This window comes from Bradyrhizobium sp. SZCCHNS3016, assembly GCF_032484535.1.
Classification (GTDB): domain Bacteria; phylum Pseudomonadota; class Alphaproteobacteria; order Rhizobiales; family Xanthobacteraceae; genus Bradyrhizobium.
This window is the reverse complement of record NZ_JAUETE010000019.1, coordinates 69,805-85,021: the sequence shown is the minus strand read 5'-3', so window position 1 is coordinate 85,021 and position 15,217 is coordinate 69,805. Positions and strand designations below refer to the sequence as shown.

Sequence of the window (15,217 nt, the reverse complement as noted above, 5' to 3'; positions counted from 1 at the left end):
GCGCAACGTCCGTCGGATTGCGACCCACTAGACAACCGGCACGATAAGGAGTCAATTTAGCCTGGCTCTATTTGCTCAGGGATTGTCAATGGCGACGATCCTTCCTTCCCCGAAACAGTCCTGACTGGAATACGGCCCCTTCGCGGGCCGGCCGTTCCGCTTGAGGTGATCATGGTTGCGAGTGATGTCGCCACCAATCGGTGGCGCATGCCTGCTATCCTGGTAGCAATCCTCATCGGGCTCTGCGCGATCGCGGCCCCGCGCGCAGCACATGCGGCCGGCGATCTCGCAACCTACCTCTCGAAGATCACGCCGGGTGAGCTGTTCCCGGATGCGGATCGTTTCGGCGTGCCGCAAGGCGAGCCGCCGATCATGCCGGTGTATCGCGGCGATCAGCTCAAGGGTTACGTCTATCTCAACTCCGATTTCGCCAATTCCGTCGGCTATTCGGGCAAGCCGATCCACATCCTCGTCGGCATCGATCCCAAGGGCGTCATCACCGGGCTGAAGCTGGTCGATCACAAGGAGCCGATCGTGCTGATCGGCATTCCCCAGCCACGCATCGTTGCCGCACTCAACGGCCTGCTCGGCAAGGACATGATGCCGATTGCGCAAGGCGCGGAACATGCGCCGCAGGCCGACATCGTCTCAGGTGCCACGGTCACCGTCCTGGTGATGCACGACAGCATCGTGCGCGCCGCCACGCGCCTGATCCGCAGCGGCCGCATCGGCGCCGGCTCGGCGGCGAGCGCCGCCACAGCGCAGCCGGGCGTGACCAAGACGGTCGATCCCGACCAGAGCGAGATCCGCGACTGGAGCAGCCTGCTCGGCGACGGCTCGGTGCGGCGCCTGCATCTCAGCATCGGCGACGTCAACGACGCGTTCGCCAAGTCGGGCAATGCGGCGGCCGCGCAAAATCCGGAGCCCGGCGATGCCGGCGACACCTTCATCGATCTGTATGTGGCCATGGCCAGCGTGCCCACCATCGGCCGCAGCCTGCTCGGCGACGAGGGCTATCAGCGACTCAGGCAGCGATTGCAGCCCGGACAGCAGGCGATCGTCGTCGCCGGCGACGGCGTCTACTCGTTCAAGGGCTCCGCTTATGTCCGAGGCGGCATCTTCGACCGTATCGAGGTGCTGCAGGAGGGCGGAAGCACACGGTTCCGCGACAAGAACCACATGCGACTCGGTGCACTGGCCGCCGCCGGCGCGCCCGCCCTGCGCGAGATCGGACTGTTCGTCACGCCGCCCGAATTCACGCTCGACCCGACCGAGCCATGGCAGCTCCAGCTCCTGGTGCAACGAAGCACAGGAAGCCACGACAAGGCGTTCCTGACATTCGATGTCGACTACACGGTGCCCGACGCCTACTTGAAGCAGCAGACGCGCCCCGCTGTGTCGGCAGCGAAGGGGACGACGGCACGTCCCGCCCCGACCACGGCGCAACCGGTCGCCGACGACACCGAGGAGCCGTTATGGATGCGCATCTGGCGCTCGCAGACGATCTCCATCGGCATCACCGCGCTGGCGCTGGCCGCGCTCACAGGGATCTTCTTCTTCCAGAACGTTCTGGTGCGCCGTCCCCGGCTCTACACCTGGGTCCGCCGCGCCTATCTGCTGTTCGTGCTGGTCTGGCTCGGCTGGTACGCCAACGCCCAGCTCTCGGTCGTCAACGTCGTCACCTTCGTCAACGCGCTGCTGACCGGCTTCCATTGGGAGTTCTTCCTCGCGGCGCCCTTGATCTTCATCCTGTGGGCGGCAACGGCGGCTGGACTGCTGTTCTGGGGCCGCGGGCCATTCTGCGGCTGGCTCTGTCCGTTCGGCGCGCTGCAGGAGCTGACCAACACAGTGGCAAAATGGCTCAAGGTGCCGCAGATCACGGTACCCTGGGGGCTGCATGAGCGGCTGTGGCCGATCAAATACATCATCTTCCTCGGCCTGTTCGGCCTGTCGCTCTATTCGGTCGCGCTCGCCGAGCAGGTCGCGGAGGTCGAGCCGTTCAAGACCGCGATCATCCTGAAATTCTCGCGCAGCTGGCCGTTCGTGCTGTATGCCGCGGCGCTGCTCGGCATCGGCCTGTTCATCGAACGCTTCTTCTGCCGCTATCTCTGCCCGCTGGGCGCCGCGCTCGCGATTCCCGGTCGCATCCGCACCTTCGAATGGCTGCGCCGCTGGAAGGAGTGCGGCTCGCCCTGCCAGCGCTGCGCCAAGGAATGTCCGGTGCAGTCGATCCATCCCGAGGGACACATCAACGTCAATGAGTGCATCTACTGCATGCATTGCCAGGAGCTTTACTACGACGACCAGCGCTGTCCGCACATGATCCAGGTCCGGCTCAAGCGCGAGAAGTTCGAGGCGATGTCATCGCCGTCGATGCGCGCCGCCAAATCCGGTCCGAAGACCGTGATCACCCATGCCGGCCGGCCGACGACGGCGCCGGCCCAATCCAACGATCTCACCCATCCATCATAAGGAGACGACGATGGCGCACGACGACGACCAGACGAAACTCAGCCGCCGGCAGATCGTCGGCACCGCCGCACTGGGCGCGGCCGGCGTGGCTGGCAGCATCGGCCTCGGCAAGAGCATCGAGACGACACCGGCCGCGGCGCAGGCGCGAGCTGGACAGAGCGGGGGCAAGGCCGAGGTCGCGCCGGGTCAGCTCGACGAATACTACGTCTTCTTCTCCAGCGGCCAGACCGGCGAGCTTCGCATCGTCGGCATGCCGTCGATGCGCGAGCTGATGCGTATCCCCGTCTTCAACCGGTGCAGCGCCACCGGCTGGGGCCAGACCAACGAGAGCCGCAAGATCATGACCGAGGGGCTGCTGCCCGAGACGCGCGAGCGGCTCAAGGACAGGCTTGGCATCTGGATGAACGGCGACTGCCACCACCCACACATGTCGTTCACCAACGGCACCTACGACGGACGCTACGTCTTCATCAACGACAAGGCCAACACCCGCCTGGCCCGCATTCGCACCGACGTCATGAAGTGCGACAAGATCATCGAGCTGCCGAACCAGTACACGATCCACGGCATGCGTCCGCAGAAATTCCCGCGCACCGGCTACCTGTTCTGCAACGGCGAATATGAGGTGCCACTGCCGAACGACGGCAAGGTGCTCGACGACAAGTCGAAATACTGGTCGATGTTCTCGGCCGTCGACGGCGACACCATGACGGTTGCCTGGCAGGTGATCGTCGACGGCAATCTCGACAACACCGATTGCGACTACCAGGGCAAATATGCCTTCGCGACCTGCTACAATTCCGAGAAGGGCGTGACACTCGCCGAGATGACCGCGAGCGAGCAGGACTGGGTGACGATCTTCAACATCAAGCGCATCGAGGAGGCCGTCAAGAAGGGCGACTTCAAGGAGATGAACGGCGTTCCCGTCATCGACGGTCGCAAGGGATCGCCCTACACCCGCTACGTTCCGGTCTCGAACAGCCCGCACGGCCTCAACACGGCGCCCGACGGCATCCATGTCGTCGCCAATGGCAAGCTGGCGCCGACGGTCACCGTGATCGACGTCCGCCTGATCGACAACCTGTTCGACGACAAGATCAAGCCGCGCGACGTCGTCGTGGCCGAGCCGGAGCTCGGCCTCGGGCCGCTGCACACCGCCTTCGACGGCCGGGGCAATGCCTACACCACGCTGTTCCTTGACAGCCAGGTCTGCAAATGGAGCCTCGATCTCGCCAAGCGCGCCTTCAAGGGCGAGAAGGTCAACCCGATCATCCAGAAGCTCGACGTCCACTATCAGCCGGGCCACAACCACGCCTCGATGGGCGAGACCAAGGAAGCCGACGGCAAATGGCTGCTGTCGCTGAACAAGTTCTCCAAGGATCGCTTCCTGAATGTCGGCCCGCTCAAGCCGGAGAACGACCAGCTGATCGACATCTCCGGCGACAAGATGGAGCTGGTGCATGACGGCCCGAGCTTCGCTGAGCCGCATGACGCCGTGATCGTGCACCGCTCCAAGCTCGAAGGCCGCGTGACCTCGATCTGGAAGCGCGACGACCCGTTCTTCGCCGACGCCCGCAAGCAGGCCGCAGCCGACGGCGTCACACTGGAGAGCGACGCCAAGGTGATCCGCGACGGCAACAAGGTGCGCGTCTATATGTGGTCCAGCGCGCCCGCCTACGCGCTCGAGAAGTTCGAGGTCAAGCAGGGCGACGAGGTGACCGTCTATGTCACCAACATCGACGACGTCGAGGACCTGGTGCACGGCTTCTGCATCGTCAACTACGGCGTCAACATGGAGATCGATCCGCAGCAGACCTCGTCGGTGACGTTCATCGCCGACAAGCCCGGCGTGTACTGGTATTTCTGCACATGGTTCTGCCACGCCATGCACATGGAAATGCGCGGACGCATGCTGGTCTCGCCGCGGAACGCGTGAGCGATGCGGCGCATGCGCCATATCAAGACTCTGGGGCTGGCGGCGCTCGTCGTCGCCGGCCTGCCCTTCTACGCCCGGGCGGCGTCTCTGCAGGTCGGAGCTGACAACACCGACCTGCAGGCCCTGCTCGACCGCGCCGCCGACGGCGACGAGATCGCGCTCGCCACCGGCACCTATCGCGGACCGCTACGGATCAGCCACCGCTTGACGCTGGCTGGTGCTCCGGGCGCCGTGATCAGCGGTGGCGGCGAGGGCAGCGTCATCACCGTGGCGGCGCCGGGCACCGTCATTCGCGGCCTCGCCATCGACGGATCCGGCCGCGCGCTGGAGCAGATGGATTCCGGCATCTTCGTCGAGCAGGCCGCGCACGACGCAGTGATCGAGAACAACCGCATCGAAGGCAATCTGTTCGGCGTCTATCTGCATGGATCAGCCAACGCCATGGTCCGTCACAACAGCATCATCGGCCTGCGCGCGACGCGCGGCGGCGTCACCGGCAACGGCGTCTCCGTCTGGAACGCGCCGGGCGCCAAGGTGATCGACAACCAATTCCGGTACGGCCGCGATGGCGTGTTCGCCATCACTAGCCGCAACAACGTCTTCAGCGGCAATCGCTTCAGCGACCTGCGCTTCGCGGTCCACTTCATGTACACCAACGACAGCGAGATCTCCGGCAACGTCTCGACCCGCAACATCATCGGCTATGCGATGATGTTCTCCAAGGCGCTCGTCGTGAGGGATAACATCTCGGATCACGACCGCGACCGCGGCTTGCTGTTCAACGCGGCCAATGGCTCGCAGATCTCCGGCAACAGCGTGATCGGTGGGCTGCAGCCGGCAGAGCGCTGGGCCACCGCCGAGAACCGCGGCACCGACGAAGGCGTGCCGCAGGCCGATGCGAGCACGGCCACGCCGACCGCCGGCGCCCGTCCCGGTCCCGAGAAATGCGTGTTCATCTACAACACCAACAACAACCATATCACCGACAACTGGTTCGAAGGATGCGAGATCGGCGTTCACTTCACCGCCGGCTCCGAGGGCAACGACATCAGGGGCAATGCCTTCGTCAACAATGCCAGCCAGATCAAGTATGTCGGCACCCGCCATCTCGACTGGTCGAAAAACGGCCGCGGCAATTATTGGAGCGACAACCCGGGCTTCGACCTCAACGGCGACGGCATTGCCGACACCGCCTATCGGCCGAATGATCTGATCGACCGCGTATTGTGGACCGCGCCGGCCGCCAAGGTCCTGATCAACAGCCCGGCCGTGCAGGTGATCCGCTGGGCGCAGGCGCAGTTTCCCGCGATCCTGCCCGGCGGAGTCGTCGACAGCCATCCCCTGATATCGCCGCCGGCGCGCCGCGCCGCTGCAGAAAGCAGGCCCCGATGACCGCGACAATCCATGTCGCCGACGTGATCAAGCACTACGGCAAGGTCGAAGCCGTGAGGGGCGTCTCGTTCGATCTCGCCGCCGGCGAGATGGTGGCGCTGATCGGCCACAACGGCGCCGGCAAGACGACGCTGATGAAGATGATGCTCGGGCTGATCCGCCCCACCCGCGGCACCATTGCCGTACTCGGTGAAAATCCAGCCGCCGGCGAGTTCTCCTCGCGGCGTCGGCTCGGCTATCTGCCGGAGAACGTCGCCTTCGATGCCGCCCTTACCGGCCGCGAGACCCAGACCTTCTACGCGCGGCTCAAGCGCGAGCCGGTCGGACAGGCCCTCGAGCAGCTCGACGTCGTCGGACTAGGCGATGCCGCAAAGCGCCGCGTCAACACCTACTCCAAGGGCATGCGCCAGCGCCTTGGGCTGGCACAGGCGCTGATCGGCCGCCCGCGCGTGCTGCTGCTCGACGAACCGACCAGCGGTCTCGATCCGGAGCTCCGCCAGACCTTCTACGAGGTGATCGAGCGGCTCGCCGCCGAGGGCACGACGGTGCTGCTGTCATCGCATGCGCTGACCGAGCTGGAGGAGCGGGCCGGCCGTGTCATCATCATGAACAAGGGACTCAAGGTCGCCGACGGCACGCTCGACGAACTGCGCCGCCTCGCGCGACTGCCGACCCGGATCCGGGTCAAGGTCGCTGACCTGCCGCCATCCGGCCGGCCCTCGTGGCTGCCGGAGGCGACTTCCTATCGCCGGGTGAACGGCCACATCGTCGAGATCGACGCAGCGCCGGACGAGAAGATCGAGCTGCTGCGTCTGGCGACGGCCGACGCCACCGCCGTCCAGGATCTCGAGCTCATTCCACCCAGTCTCGACGAGCTCTACGCGCATTTCCTGCGCCACGCGGAGCACCCGCATTGACCAGCGTGATCACCATCGCCGCGAAGGAAATCCAGCAGGCGATCCGCAATCGCTGGGTGCTGGCCTCGACCCTGCTGCTGGCCGGACTCGCGCTGTCGCTGACCTTCCTCGGCAGCGCGCCGACCGGTACCGTCGGCGCGCGAGCGCTCGATGTCGTCATCGTCAGCCTGTCGAGCCTGACCATCTTCCTGATCCCGCTGATCGCGCTTCTGATCTCGCACGATGCCATCGTCGGCGACATGGAGCGCGGCACCATGCTGCTGCTGCTCAGCTATCCCGTAGCGCGCTGGCAGGTGCTGCTCGGCAAGTTCCTCGGTCATCTCGCGGTGCTCGCCTTCGCTACCTGCCTCGGCTATGGCGCCGCCGCGGTGGCGCTGCTGATCGCCGGCAGCCACTTCGACAGCGACGGGCTCGCGGCCTTCGCGGCGATGATCGGCTCCTCCGTTCTGCTTGGCGCGGTGTTCGTCGCAATCGGCTATCTCGTCAGCGCCGTCGTGCGCGACCGCGGCACCGCAGCGGGTGTCAGCATCGGCCTGTGGCTCGTGCTCGTCCTGATCTACGACATGGCGTTGCTCGGCCTTCTGGTGATCGATCAGGGCCGCAACGTCTCCGGCGGCGTGCTCAGCGCGCTGCTGCTGCTCAATCCGACAGATGCCTACCGGCTTTTCAACCTGACCGGCTTCGCCAATGTCAGCCTGTTCTCCGGCATGGCCGGGCTCGCCGGCAGCAGCACGCTGTCGGTGCAGGCGCTGCTCGCGGCGCTGGTGCTGTGGACGTTGGTACCGCTCGCCGGCGCCGCGCTGGCCTTCTCACGGAGGGAGCTATGAAACGCCTCGCTTTCGCCTGCGCGCTCATCGCCGCCTTTGCTCTCGGCGCCTGCAACGACAAGCAGGCCGCCGCGCCGCCGCCGCCGATCAAGCTGACGGCGGAGGCGATCGGGCATTATTGCGGCATGAACCTGCTCGAGCATTCCGGTCCCAAGGGACAGATCTTCGCCGCCAGCCTGATCGAGCCGGTGTGGTTCTCCTCGGCCCGCGACGCCATCGCCTTCACGATGCTGCCCGACGAGCCCAAGGACATCCAGGCGATCTACGTCTCCGACATGGGCAAGGCCGCGAGCTGGGACAATCCAGGTGCCGACAATTGGGTCGAAGCCCGCAAGGCGGTGTTCGTGATCGGCAGCCGACTCAGAAGCGGCATGGGCAGCGACGAGGCGGTGCCGTTCTCGGATCGGAGCGCCGCCGAGCGCTTCGCGGCCGAGCACGGCGGACGCATCGTCGGCTTCACCGATGTGCCGCGCGACTATGTGCTGAGCTCCCCCGACGACAACGCCGGCACGAACGAGCCGGGCCACAAGGACACGACTGAGGTGCGACGATGACAAATCAGCTCTCGCGTCGGCGCTTCATCCGCATCAGCGCCGCACTGGCGGGCCTTGCGATCGCACCCTGCGGCAGGCAGGCGGCCGGCAGCACCGCTGGCCTCGTCGAATGGCGCGGCACGTTGCTCGGCGCCGTTGCCACGATCAAGCTTCATCACCATGACCGGCGCGAGGCCGAGCGGGTGATCACGGTCTCGATCAGCGAAGCACGGCGACTCGAGCGCCTGTTCAGCCTTTATCTTGAGGACTCGGCGCTGGTCACATTGAACCGCACCGGCGTGTCGGTCGCACCGGCGCCGGAGCTGGTCGACATCCTCACGCTCTCGCAGCGCTACGCCGCGTTGACCGACGGCCGCTTCGACCCGACCGTGCAGCCGCTGTGGACGCTCTATGCTGATCATTTTTCGCGCCCGCATGCCAATCCCGACGGGCCGCCGCAAGCGGCCGTGCAAGAGGCGCTGGCGCGGGTCGGCCATCAGCGGCTGAGCGTCAGCCGCGATCGCATCGTCATGCCGCGCGGCATGGCGCTCACCCTCAATGGCATCGCGCAGGGCTATGTCACGGACCGGATCGTCGAGCTCCTGCGCAGCGAGGGCGTGCAGCACAGCCTGGTCGACATGGGCGAAGCCCGCGCCATCGGCGCGCGGCCGGACGCTCAGCCCTGGGAGATCGCAATCGCCGATCCGGACATTCCCGACCGGACCGCTGCACTGCTTCCGATCATCGATCGCGCCGTATCGACATCGGGCGCCTATGGCTTCCGCTTCGATCCGCGAGGCTGCTTCAATCATCTGTTCGATCCGCACGACGGCGGCTGTGCGCAGCGCTATCGCAGCGTGACCACGGTCGCCGGCAATGCAACGGCGGCAGACGCGCTCTCGACCGCCTTCAGCCTGATGTCGGAGCCTGAGATTCGTGCCCTGCTGCCCCGCACCGAGGTCGAACGCGTCCACCTGATCGACGCGACCGGAGCGACAGTCGAGCTTGTCGCTTGAATTAGCGGCCGAATCAGTCGAGAGCGCGGCTAGAGGATAACGGTCGCCGGTCGAAGGCTGCACCGCTTGCTACTAGGACCTGATGCGCGCCGTGCGGCTGCCTCGTCAAAACCGTGCGGCCATCTCCACGAGCCGCCTGTGCGCCCGCTCACGCGCCACGCCGGTGTGCGCGGCCGGCCCGCTGGTCGGCCCGATCGCCACGAAGTGCAGATCGCGAAGCCCCATGAAGCGCAGCGCCTCGCGCAAATAGGGCGTCGCGAGGTCGGTGCGCCCCCGGCTGATGCCGCTGGTGAAGTCGCCGCCGCTGGCGAGGATCACCAGCGTCGGACGATCCTTCAGAAGTGGCAGGTAGCCGCGCGACGGATCGAAGCGAAAGGTGAGGCCCGGCTGATTGATGATGTCCAGCCAGTGCTTGAGCTTGTAGGGAATGCCGAAATTCCACATCGGCGTCGAGATCACGACGCGCTCGGCCAGATCGAGCCGCACCGCCATGCGCTCGGCCACCGCGAACGCCTCCCGCTGGCCATCGGTGAAGGCGCGTCCGCCCATGCGGGCATACTTCGCCTGCAAAATCTCGCCCTCGAACTCCGGCAGCTTCTCGCGCCACAGATTCATCTCGTCGACGTCCCAGCCCGGCCGCGCCTGCCTGAAGCGGTCGAGGAAGGCGTGCGCGCCGGCGCTGGATTCGGAGTCTGCTCGCGGCGAGGCGACGAGATGCAGCAGCTTGGGCATGTCTCACCCCAGCGCCCTGATCACTGCGTCGGCCCTGGTCACGACAGCAACGTTCTGCATGGCGAAGTTGATCGACGCATTGTGCCAGTCCGCGTTCATCGTCGAGCAGCAATCCTCCGGCACCACCATGAAGTAGCCTTTGTCGGCCCCTGTGCGCGTGGTGTGCTCGACCGACATGTTGGTCCAGGCCCCCGTATTGATGATGACGTCACGCCCGGTGGCCTTGAGAATGGTCTCGAGCCGCGTGCCCTCCCAGGCGCTCATCCGCATCTTCTCGACGACGAAGTCCCCGCTCCGCGGCTCCAGCCCAGCGACCGGCGCAGCCCCCCAGCTGCCACGCACCATCGCCTTGCTGTCGACCAGCCCCTCGAACAGCGGCGCATTCAAGGTCACGCCGGGCGCGCCGGGCTCGACGACGAACCAGACGTGGACGACGACGACACCGCGTGCGCGCGCGACCTCGGCAAGCCGGCGGACGTTGTCCACGACGCGCTGCTGCCTGGCGTGACCGGGAGCCCCGGAATCGGCAAACGCGCCGCCGTCCATGATGACGTCGTTCTGCAGATCCTGGATGATCATCGCGCAGCGGCGCGGATCGAGCTGCATGTCGCCCGACGCCAGCAGCGGCGCCGATGGCGCGCCTGCGGACGTCGCGCTGGATGGGGACGAGCCCGCCGCAGCCTCCCGCGTCTGGGCCCTCATATAGGGCTCGTGGCGCGGGCCGACCTTGGTCGCGATCGCATAGACCGAATGCGTCGCGGTGAGATAGAGCGTACGAAAATCGGCGCCGCCCCAGGCGAGATTGGCGACCAGTTCCGGGACGCGCACCTTGCCGAGCAACTCGCCGGTGCGCGCATAGACCCAGACGCCGCCCGGCGCGGTCACCCAGACATTGCCGCGCTGATCGCATTTCATGCCGTCGGGCACGCCGGGCTCCAGCTCGGAGCGGATGCCGCTGGCAAACCCGCGCCCGTTCGACAGCGCCCCGTCGCTACCGACGTCGAACACGCGGATCAACGCCTGCACGGTGTCGTTGACATAGAGCAGCGCCTCGTCCGGCGAGAAGCACAGCCCGTTCGGCTGATCGAACAGATGGCGGTCGACCAGCAGCCGCGGCGGACCGCCGCCCGGCGGCACCCGGTACACGCCCTGAAAGCCGAGCTGGCGCGGCCGCTCGACGCCGTAGACCGGCATGCGGCCATACCAGGGATCGGAGAAGTAGACCGCGCCGCTGGAGTGGACGCAGACGTCGTTCGGACTGTTGAGCTCTTGGTTGTCGACATGCGAGGCCAGGATCTCGCGGCGGCCATCGGGCCGCTCGCGCACCAGCGACGACGTCGCGTGCTCGCAGACGATCAAATTGAGGTCGGCATCATAGGTCATGCCGTTGCACTTGTTCGACGGCCGGCGCATCTCGACCACGCCGCGCTTCGCGTCCCAGCGGCGGCGGACGTCGGCCGGCATATCGGAGAACAGCAGGAAATGCTCGATCGGGTGCCAGATCGGCCCTTCCGTGAACTCGAAGCCGGTCGCGACCTGGGACACCGGTGCGTAGGGGTCGATCAGGCTCTCGAATTCAGGGTGCAAGGTCACATGGGTCATGGCCGATCCTCGCGCCGACTACGCCGGAAACCATTGCCGCTGCGGCAGCGACTGCACGATGGGACCCGGCACCTGGTCGTGCAACCGCCCTGTCACAACGCCGCCCTCGATCTTGGCCGGGCGATCATGCACCGGCAGCAGATAGCGGGAGCTCGACAGCAGCTTCTTGATCGCCGCCTTCTCGGCGCGCTTCGAGGTGCCGTGATTGCCGGTCGTGCGCGGCTCCGCGTCCTGGATCTCGTTGAACGGGGTCACGATCTGGTCGTTGAAGTCGTAGATCACGTCGCCGCAGATGGTGGCGATGCCGTCGGCGGTGTGGACGTGGATGTTCATCGAGCCTTCGGTGTGGGCATTGGCGGCGTCGCAATAGACCCCCGGCATCAGCTCGACAGGTCCGGTCAGCTCGAGATCGAGGAAGCGCAGCGCGCTCTTGGTGTGCAGCCGGTCGATCAGGTGCTTGATGTCCGGCGCCGGATATTGCGGGTGCATCAGCCCGGACACCGAATATTCGAGCTCGCGGCGGTTGAGCACGACCGTCGTGTTCATCGGGAACAGATCGTCCTTTCCCGCATGATCGATGTGCAGATGGGTGTGGCAGACATAACGGACGTCGCCCATGCGCACGCCATGCCGCGCCAGCTGGTTCTCGATCATGTTCTCATGGTACTGCAGCCCGCGCATGCCCAGCGTCTCCATGATCTGGTTGGAGCGGTAGCCGGTGTCGACCACGACCGGATACGGTCCGCCCAGGATCAGGAAGCCGAGCGTCAGCACCCGGCGGGTGCGGCCGCAGTCGCGGCCCAGCACGAGGAAGCTCGATTCGAGCTCGATATCACCATAGTCGAGAATCTTGATTTCCAGCGCCATGAGCGTTCCCGGTTGCTTTTGTTGTCGTTGCAGGCGGTATCATCCCAGCCGATAGACGCGGCGCGCCGTCTCTCCCATGACCTGCGCACGTGTACGCTTGTCGAGGCCGTGGATGGCAGCCTCATAGGCTGCCACCAGTGTGCGATAGTCGGTCCAGAGCTTCTCGATCGGAAAGTTCGAGCCGAACAGGCAGCGCTCGGGGCCGAAGATAGCGAAGGTCTCGCGTACGACATCGGCGACATCAGCGGGATCGTTGCGGCGGATGAAGGTGCCAAGGCCCGAGAGCTTGCTGACGACATTGCGGCAGGCCGCAAGCTTATGCATGCCGGCGCGCCATTGCTCGCGTCCCGCCGGCGACCGGTCCTCCAGCATGCCGGCGTGCTGGAGGACGAAGGTGACGGCCGGACAGCTCTCGGCCAGCGCCGCGGCGCCGGCCATTTGCCCGGCAAACACCTGCAGGTCGAACGACCAGCCGTAGTCGGCCAGCCGCGCCATGTTGGCGCGGACATTCCGTTGACTGCAGAGATCGGGCGATTCCGCGAACCGGTACAACGGATTCTCATGCCAGTGCAGCTGCATGCGAACGCCGCGCACCAGCGGATAACGCGCGAGCCGATCGAATTGCGGCCGCGCGTCATCAACGGCGAGATCGGCATAGGCGACGATGGCATGCGGATAGCCGTGCTGATCGGCGGTGCGCTGCACCCACGCGGCCTCCTCCTCGAAGCCGTCCTTGGTCCAGTTCGTCTGGACGTAGACCGATTGCGTCACGCCGCTGCCGGCGATGTCCCCGAGATATTCCTCGATCGGGTAGTCGCGCCGGATCGGCTCATAGGGCCCGAAGATCCGCGGCTGCATCGGGCCGACCAGCCAGGGCAGGTCGGCCTGGCGCCAGATGTGATGATGCGCATCGACATAGCCGGTCATGCCGCCCTCCTCTGCGCCAGCGACAACACATGCGCGACGATGGCCTCGTCCGAGCCGCCCGGCACCATGTCATCGACAAGTGGCGCAATGGCCTGCAGCGCTTCCGTCCGCGGCCTGAAGCCCGGCCCAGTCGCCAACGGCGTCAGCCAGCTCAGGCGCCAGGCGCGCAGCGACAGTTTCCACACGGCTTCGCGGAGCACTTGATGGTCACCCCGCTCCAGCCCGTCCGAGATCACCAGAACCGCCGCGCCCCGCGCATAGATCGAGAATCGCGGCACGGCGAGGAAGGCCTGCAGCGCCTCGCCGATGCGCGTGCCGCCGTCCCAGTCGCTGACGAGATGCGAAGCCGCCAGCAGCGCCTGCTCGCGCCGCTTCAGCCGCAACGGCCGCGTGACCCGCGTCAGCCGCGTGCCCAAGGTGAACACCTCGGCCTGCGGCACCGCCTGGACCAACACATGAGCGAGCCGCATGTTGTCCTCGGTCCGAGCCTTCATCGAGCCGGAGACGTCGATCAACAGCAGCAGCCGGCGCAGCCGCGGCCGGCGCCTCAAGCGCCGCAGCGACAGCACCTCGCCATCGCGCCGCACGCTTTCACGCAAGGTTCGGCGCAGGTCGACGAAACTGCCGCGCCGCGCGCGCATGCGCCGATGGCCTCGCCGCTTCGGTAGCTTCGCACGCGCCTGACGCGCCAGAAGCTGCAGCGGACCGCCTCCCGTGGTCGCACTCAACCGACGCGCAACCAACGCCTCCGCGCGCGTTGCCGCCAGACCGGACTCGTTCTGGTCCTGCGCAATGTCGGGATCGACGGCGCTGTCGCCCTCCTCCTGCAGCCGCACGACATCGTCCTGCCTGTCGCTCTCGCTGAAGGCCGTCGCCTCGGCGACACCAAAATGGACGTCGAACAGCAGCTTGTAGGTCGCGAGCCGCTCGGGAGGCGGCGCGAGGGTCGCCGTCCCGGCACGGCGGATATCCTCGATGCTGACAGGCCCCAGCAGTTCGATCGCAGCGAGGAAGGCGGTGGTCTGCTCCGGCGCAATTGCGAAGCCGTTTCGCCGCAACAGCGCAGCGAATGTCACGAAGATCTCAGTCGCCTGCGGCAGGCGCGCCTCGCTCATGTCATCGCCTCCGCGAGCAGGGCATCGAGCCGAGGCGCGATGAAGGACAGATCCTCCTCGTCCTTCAGCGCTACGCCGATCGAGCGCCGGAAGGCGTCGGGCCAGCGCGCGCCGGTCTGGTTCAGAAGCGTCGCGGCCTCGGCCCAGTCGACCGCCTCGGCAATGCCGGGCGCCTTGCTCAACGGCTCACGCCTGAGCTTCGCCACCGCCGCCACGACGGCGCGCGCGGTCGCCTCGGCCACGCTGGACGCGCGCATCATCACGATCCGTGCCTCGCGCTCTGCATCGGGATAGTCGATCCAATGATAGACACAGCGGCGGCGCAGCGCTTCATGCAGCTCACGGGTCCGGTTCGAGGTCAGCACCACGATCGGCCGCTCGGCGGCGCGGACCGTGCCGCGCTCGGGGATCGAGATCTGGAAGTCGGACAGGAATTCGAGCAGGAAGGCCTCGAACTCCTGGTCGGCGCGATCGATCTCGTCGATCAGCAGCACGGTGGCGTCGGGCGCGCGCAGGCAGGCCAGCATCGGCCGCTCGATCAGGAAACTCTCGCCATAGATGTCGATGCTGTCCTCGCCAGCCTGGCGGATCGCGAGCATCTGGCGCGGATAGTTCCATTCGTAGAGGGCAGCGGCCGCGTCGATGCCCTCATAGCATTGCAGCCGGATCAGCTTGCGGCCGAGCACCGCGGCAATCGCCTTCGCCGCCTCGGTCTTGCCGACGCCGGGCGCGCCCTCCAGGAGCAGCGGCTTGCCGAGCGCGAGCGCCAGATAGGCCGCGGTCGAAAGCCCGTCATCGGCGAGGTAATAGGCCGCACGCAGCGCCTTCTCAAGCGCCTGCGGCGAGTCGATGCCGACGATGTTGCTGCGAACCACCATGCG

13 protein-coding genes are annotated in these 15,217 nt (G+C 66.4%); 7 read left to right on the top strand and 6 right to left on the bottom strand.

Features of this window, described 5'->3' with window-relative positions; translation table 11 throughout:
- Positions 1-171 precede the first annotated feature (171 nt).
- The 7 genes from QW881_RS28685 to QW881_RS28655 are packed head-to-tail and all read left to right on the top strand — an operon-like array spanning position 172 to position 9,093.
- The gene (locus QW881_RS28685) at positions 172-2,472 is read left to right on the top strand and encodes a 4Fe-4S binding protein (RefSeq protein ID WP_315758229.1); all 2,301 of its coding nucleotides are present in this window, start codon (positions 172-174) and stop codon (positions 2,470-2,472) included.
- Between the two features lie 10 nt (positions 2,473-2,482).
- Positions 2,483-4,408, top strand: a complete 1,926-nt coding sequence (gene nosZ, locus QW881_RS28680) for a TAT-dependent nitrous-oxide reductase (protein WP_315739552.1) — start codon at positions 2,483-2,485, stop codon at positions 4,406-4,408.
- 3 nt (positions 4,409-4,411) lie between these two features.
- On the top strand, positions 4,412-5,800 hold the full coding sequence (locus tag QW881_RS28675) for a nitrous oxide reductase family maturation protein NosD (protein ID WP_316159148.1): 1,389 nt from the start codon (positions 4,412-4,414) through the stop codon (positions 5,798-5,800).
- Complete coding sequence (locus QW881_RS28670; protein WP_316159147.1) at positions 5,797-6,717, top strand: ABC transporter ATP-binding protein; 921 nt, start codon at positions 5,797-5,799, stop codon at positions 6,715-6,717. Before QW881_RS28675 ends, QW881_RS28670 begins: the two co-directional genes overlap by 4 nt.
- Positions 6,714-7,544: an ABC transporter permease gene (locus tag QW881_RS28665; protein WP_315739548.1), complete on the top strand. Its 831-nt coding sequence runs from the start codon at positions 6,714-6,716 to the stop codon at positions 7,542-7,544. Before QW881_RS28670 ends, QW881_RS28665 begins: the two co-directional genes overlap by 4 nt.
- Positions 7,541-8,098 (top strand): nitrous oxide reductase accessory protein NosL, encoded by a 558-nt coding sequence (locus QW881_RS28660; RefSeq protein ID WP_316159146.1) that lies wholly within the window; start codon positions 7,541-7,543, stop codon positions 8,096-8,098. The genes QW881_RS28665 and QW881_RS28660 overlap by 4 nt, the downstream gene beginning before the upstream one ends.
- Positions 8,095-9,093, top strand: coding sequence for an FAD:protein FMN transferase (locus QW881_RS28655; protein WP_315758236.1), 999 nt, complete (start codon positions 8,095-8,097; stop codon positions 9,091-9,093). The genes QW881_RS28660 and QW881_RS28655 overlap by 4 nt, the downstream gene beginning before the upstream one ends.
- A gap of 105 nt (positions 9,094-9,198) precedes the next feature.
- Here the strand turns inward: QW881_RS28655 and QW881_RS28650 are convergent, their stop codons facing one another.
- The 6 genes from QW881_RS28650 to QW881_RS28625 are packed head-to-tail and all read right to left on the bottom strand — an operon-like array spanning position 9,199 to position 15,214.
- Positions 9,199-9,825: an NAD(P)H-dependent oxidoreductase gene (locus tag QW881_RS28650; RefSeq protein WP_315758237.1), complete on the bottom strand. Its 627-nt coding sequence runs from the start codon at positions 9,823-9,825 to the stop codon at positions 9,199-9,201.
- Between the two features lie 3 nt (positions 9,826-9,828).
- Complete coding sequence (locus tag QW881_RS28645; protein WP_315758238.1) at positions 9,829-11,427, bottom strand: isochorismatase family protein; 1,599 nt, start codon at positions 11,425-11,427, stop codon at positions 9,829-9,831.
- An 18-nt stretch (positions 11,428-11,445) separates the two neighbouring features.
- Positions 11,446-12,294, bottom strand: a complete 849-nt coding sequence (locus QW881_RS28640; RefSeq protein ID WP_315758239.1) for an MBL fold metallo-hydrolase — start codon at positions 12,292-12,294, stop codon at positions 11,446-11,448.
- A gap of 39 nt (positions 12,295-12,333) precedes the next feature.
- Complete coding sequence (locus tag QW881_RS28635) at positions 12,334-13,221, bottom strand: amidohydrolase family protein (RefSeq protein ID WP_315758240.1); 888 nt, start codon at positions 13,219-13,221, stop codon at positions 12,334-12,336.
- Positions 13,218-14,336, bottom strand: a complete 1,119-nt coding sequence (locus QW881_RS28630; protein WP_315758241.1) for a VWA domain-containing protein — start codon at positions 14,334-14,336, stop codon at positions 13,218-13,220. The genes QW881_RS28635 and QW881_RS28630 overlap by 4 nt, the downstream gene beginning before the upstream one ends.
- A complete protein-coding gene (locus QW881_RS28625) occupies positions 14,333-15,214 on the bottom strand; it encodes a MoxR family ATPase (RefSeq protein ID WP_315758242.1) in 882 nt (293 codons plus the stop codon). Before QW881_RS28625 ends, QW881_RS28630 begins: the two co-directional genes overlap by 4 nt.
- Between the last annotated feature and the right edge of the window lie 3 nt (positions 15,215-15,217).

Coding starts and splice junctions, on each gene's coding strand:
- QW881_RS28685 (WP_315758229.1), top strand. CDS start 172: ATGGTTGCGAGTGATGTCGCCACCAATCGGTGGCGCATGCCTGCTATC.
- nosZ (WP_315739552.1), top strand. CDS start 2,483: ATGGCGCACGACGACGACCAGACGAAACTCAGCCGCCGGCAGATCGTC.
- QW881_RS28675 (WP_316159148.1), top strand. CDS start 4,412: ATGCGGCGCATGCGCCATATCAAGACTCTGGGGCTGGCGGCGCTCGTC.
- QW881_RS28670 (WP_316159147.1), top strand. CDS start 5,797: ATGACCGCGACAATCCATGTCGCCGACGTGATCAAGCACTACGGCAAG.
- QW881_RS28660 (WP_316159146.1), top strand. CDS start 7,541: ATGAAACGCCTCGCTTTCGCCTGCGCGCTCATCGCCGCCTTTGCTCTC.
- QW881_RS28655 (WP_315758236.1), top strand. CDS start 8,095: ATGACAAATCAGCTCTCGCGTCGGCGCTTCATCCGCATCAGCGCCGCA.
- QW881_RS28650 (WP_315758237.1), bottom strand. CDS start 9,825: ATGCCCAAGCTGCTGCATCTCGTCGCCTCGCCGCGAGCAGACTCCGAA.
- QW881_RS28645 (WP_315758238.1), bottom strand. CDS start 11,427: ATGACCCATGTGACCTTGCACCCTGAATTCGAGAGCCTGATCGACCCC.
- QW881_RS28640 (WP_315758239.1), bottom strand. CDS start 12,294: ATGGCGCTGGAAATCAAGATTCTCGACTATGGTGATATCGAGCTCGAA.
- QW881_RS28635 (WP_315758240.1), bottom strand. CDS start 13,221: ATGACCGGCTATGTCGATGCGCATCATCACATCTGGCGCCAGGCCGAC.
- QW881_RS28630 (WP_315758241.1), bottom strand. CDS start 14,336: ATGAGCGAGGCGCGCCTGCCGCAGGCGACTGAGATCTTCGTGACATTC.
- QW881_RS28625 (WP_315758242.1), bottom strand. CDS start 15,214: ATGGTGGTTCGCAGCAACATCGTCGGCATCGACTCGCCGCAGGCGCTT.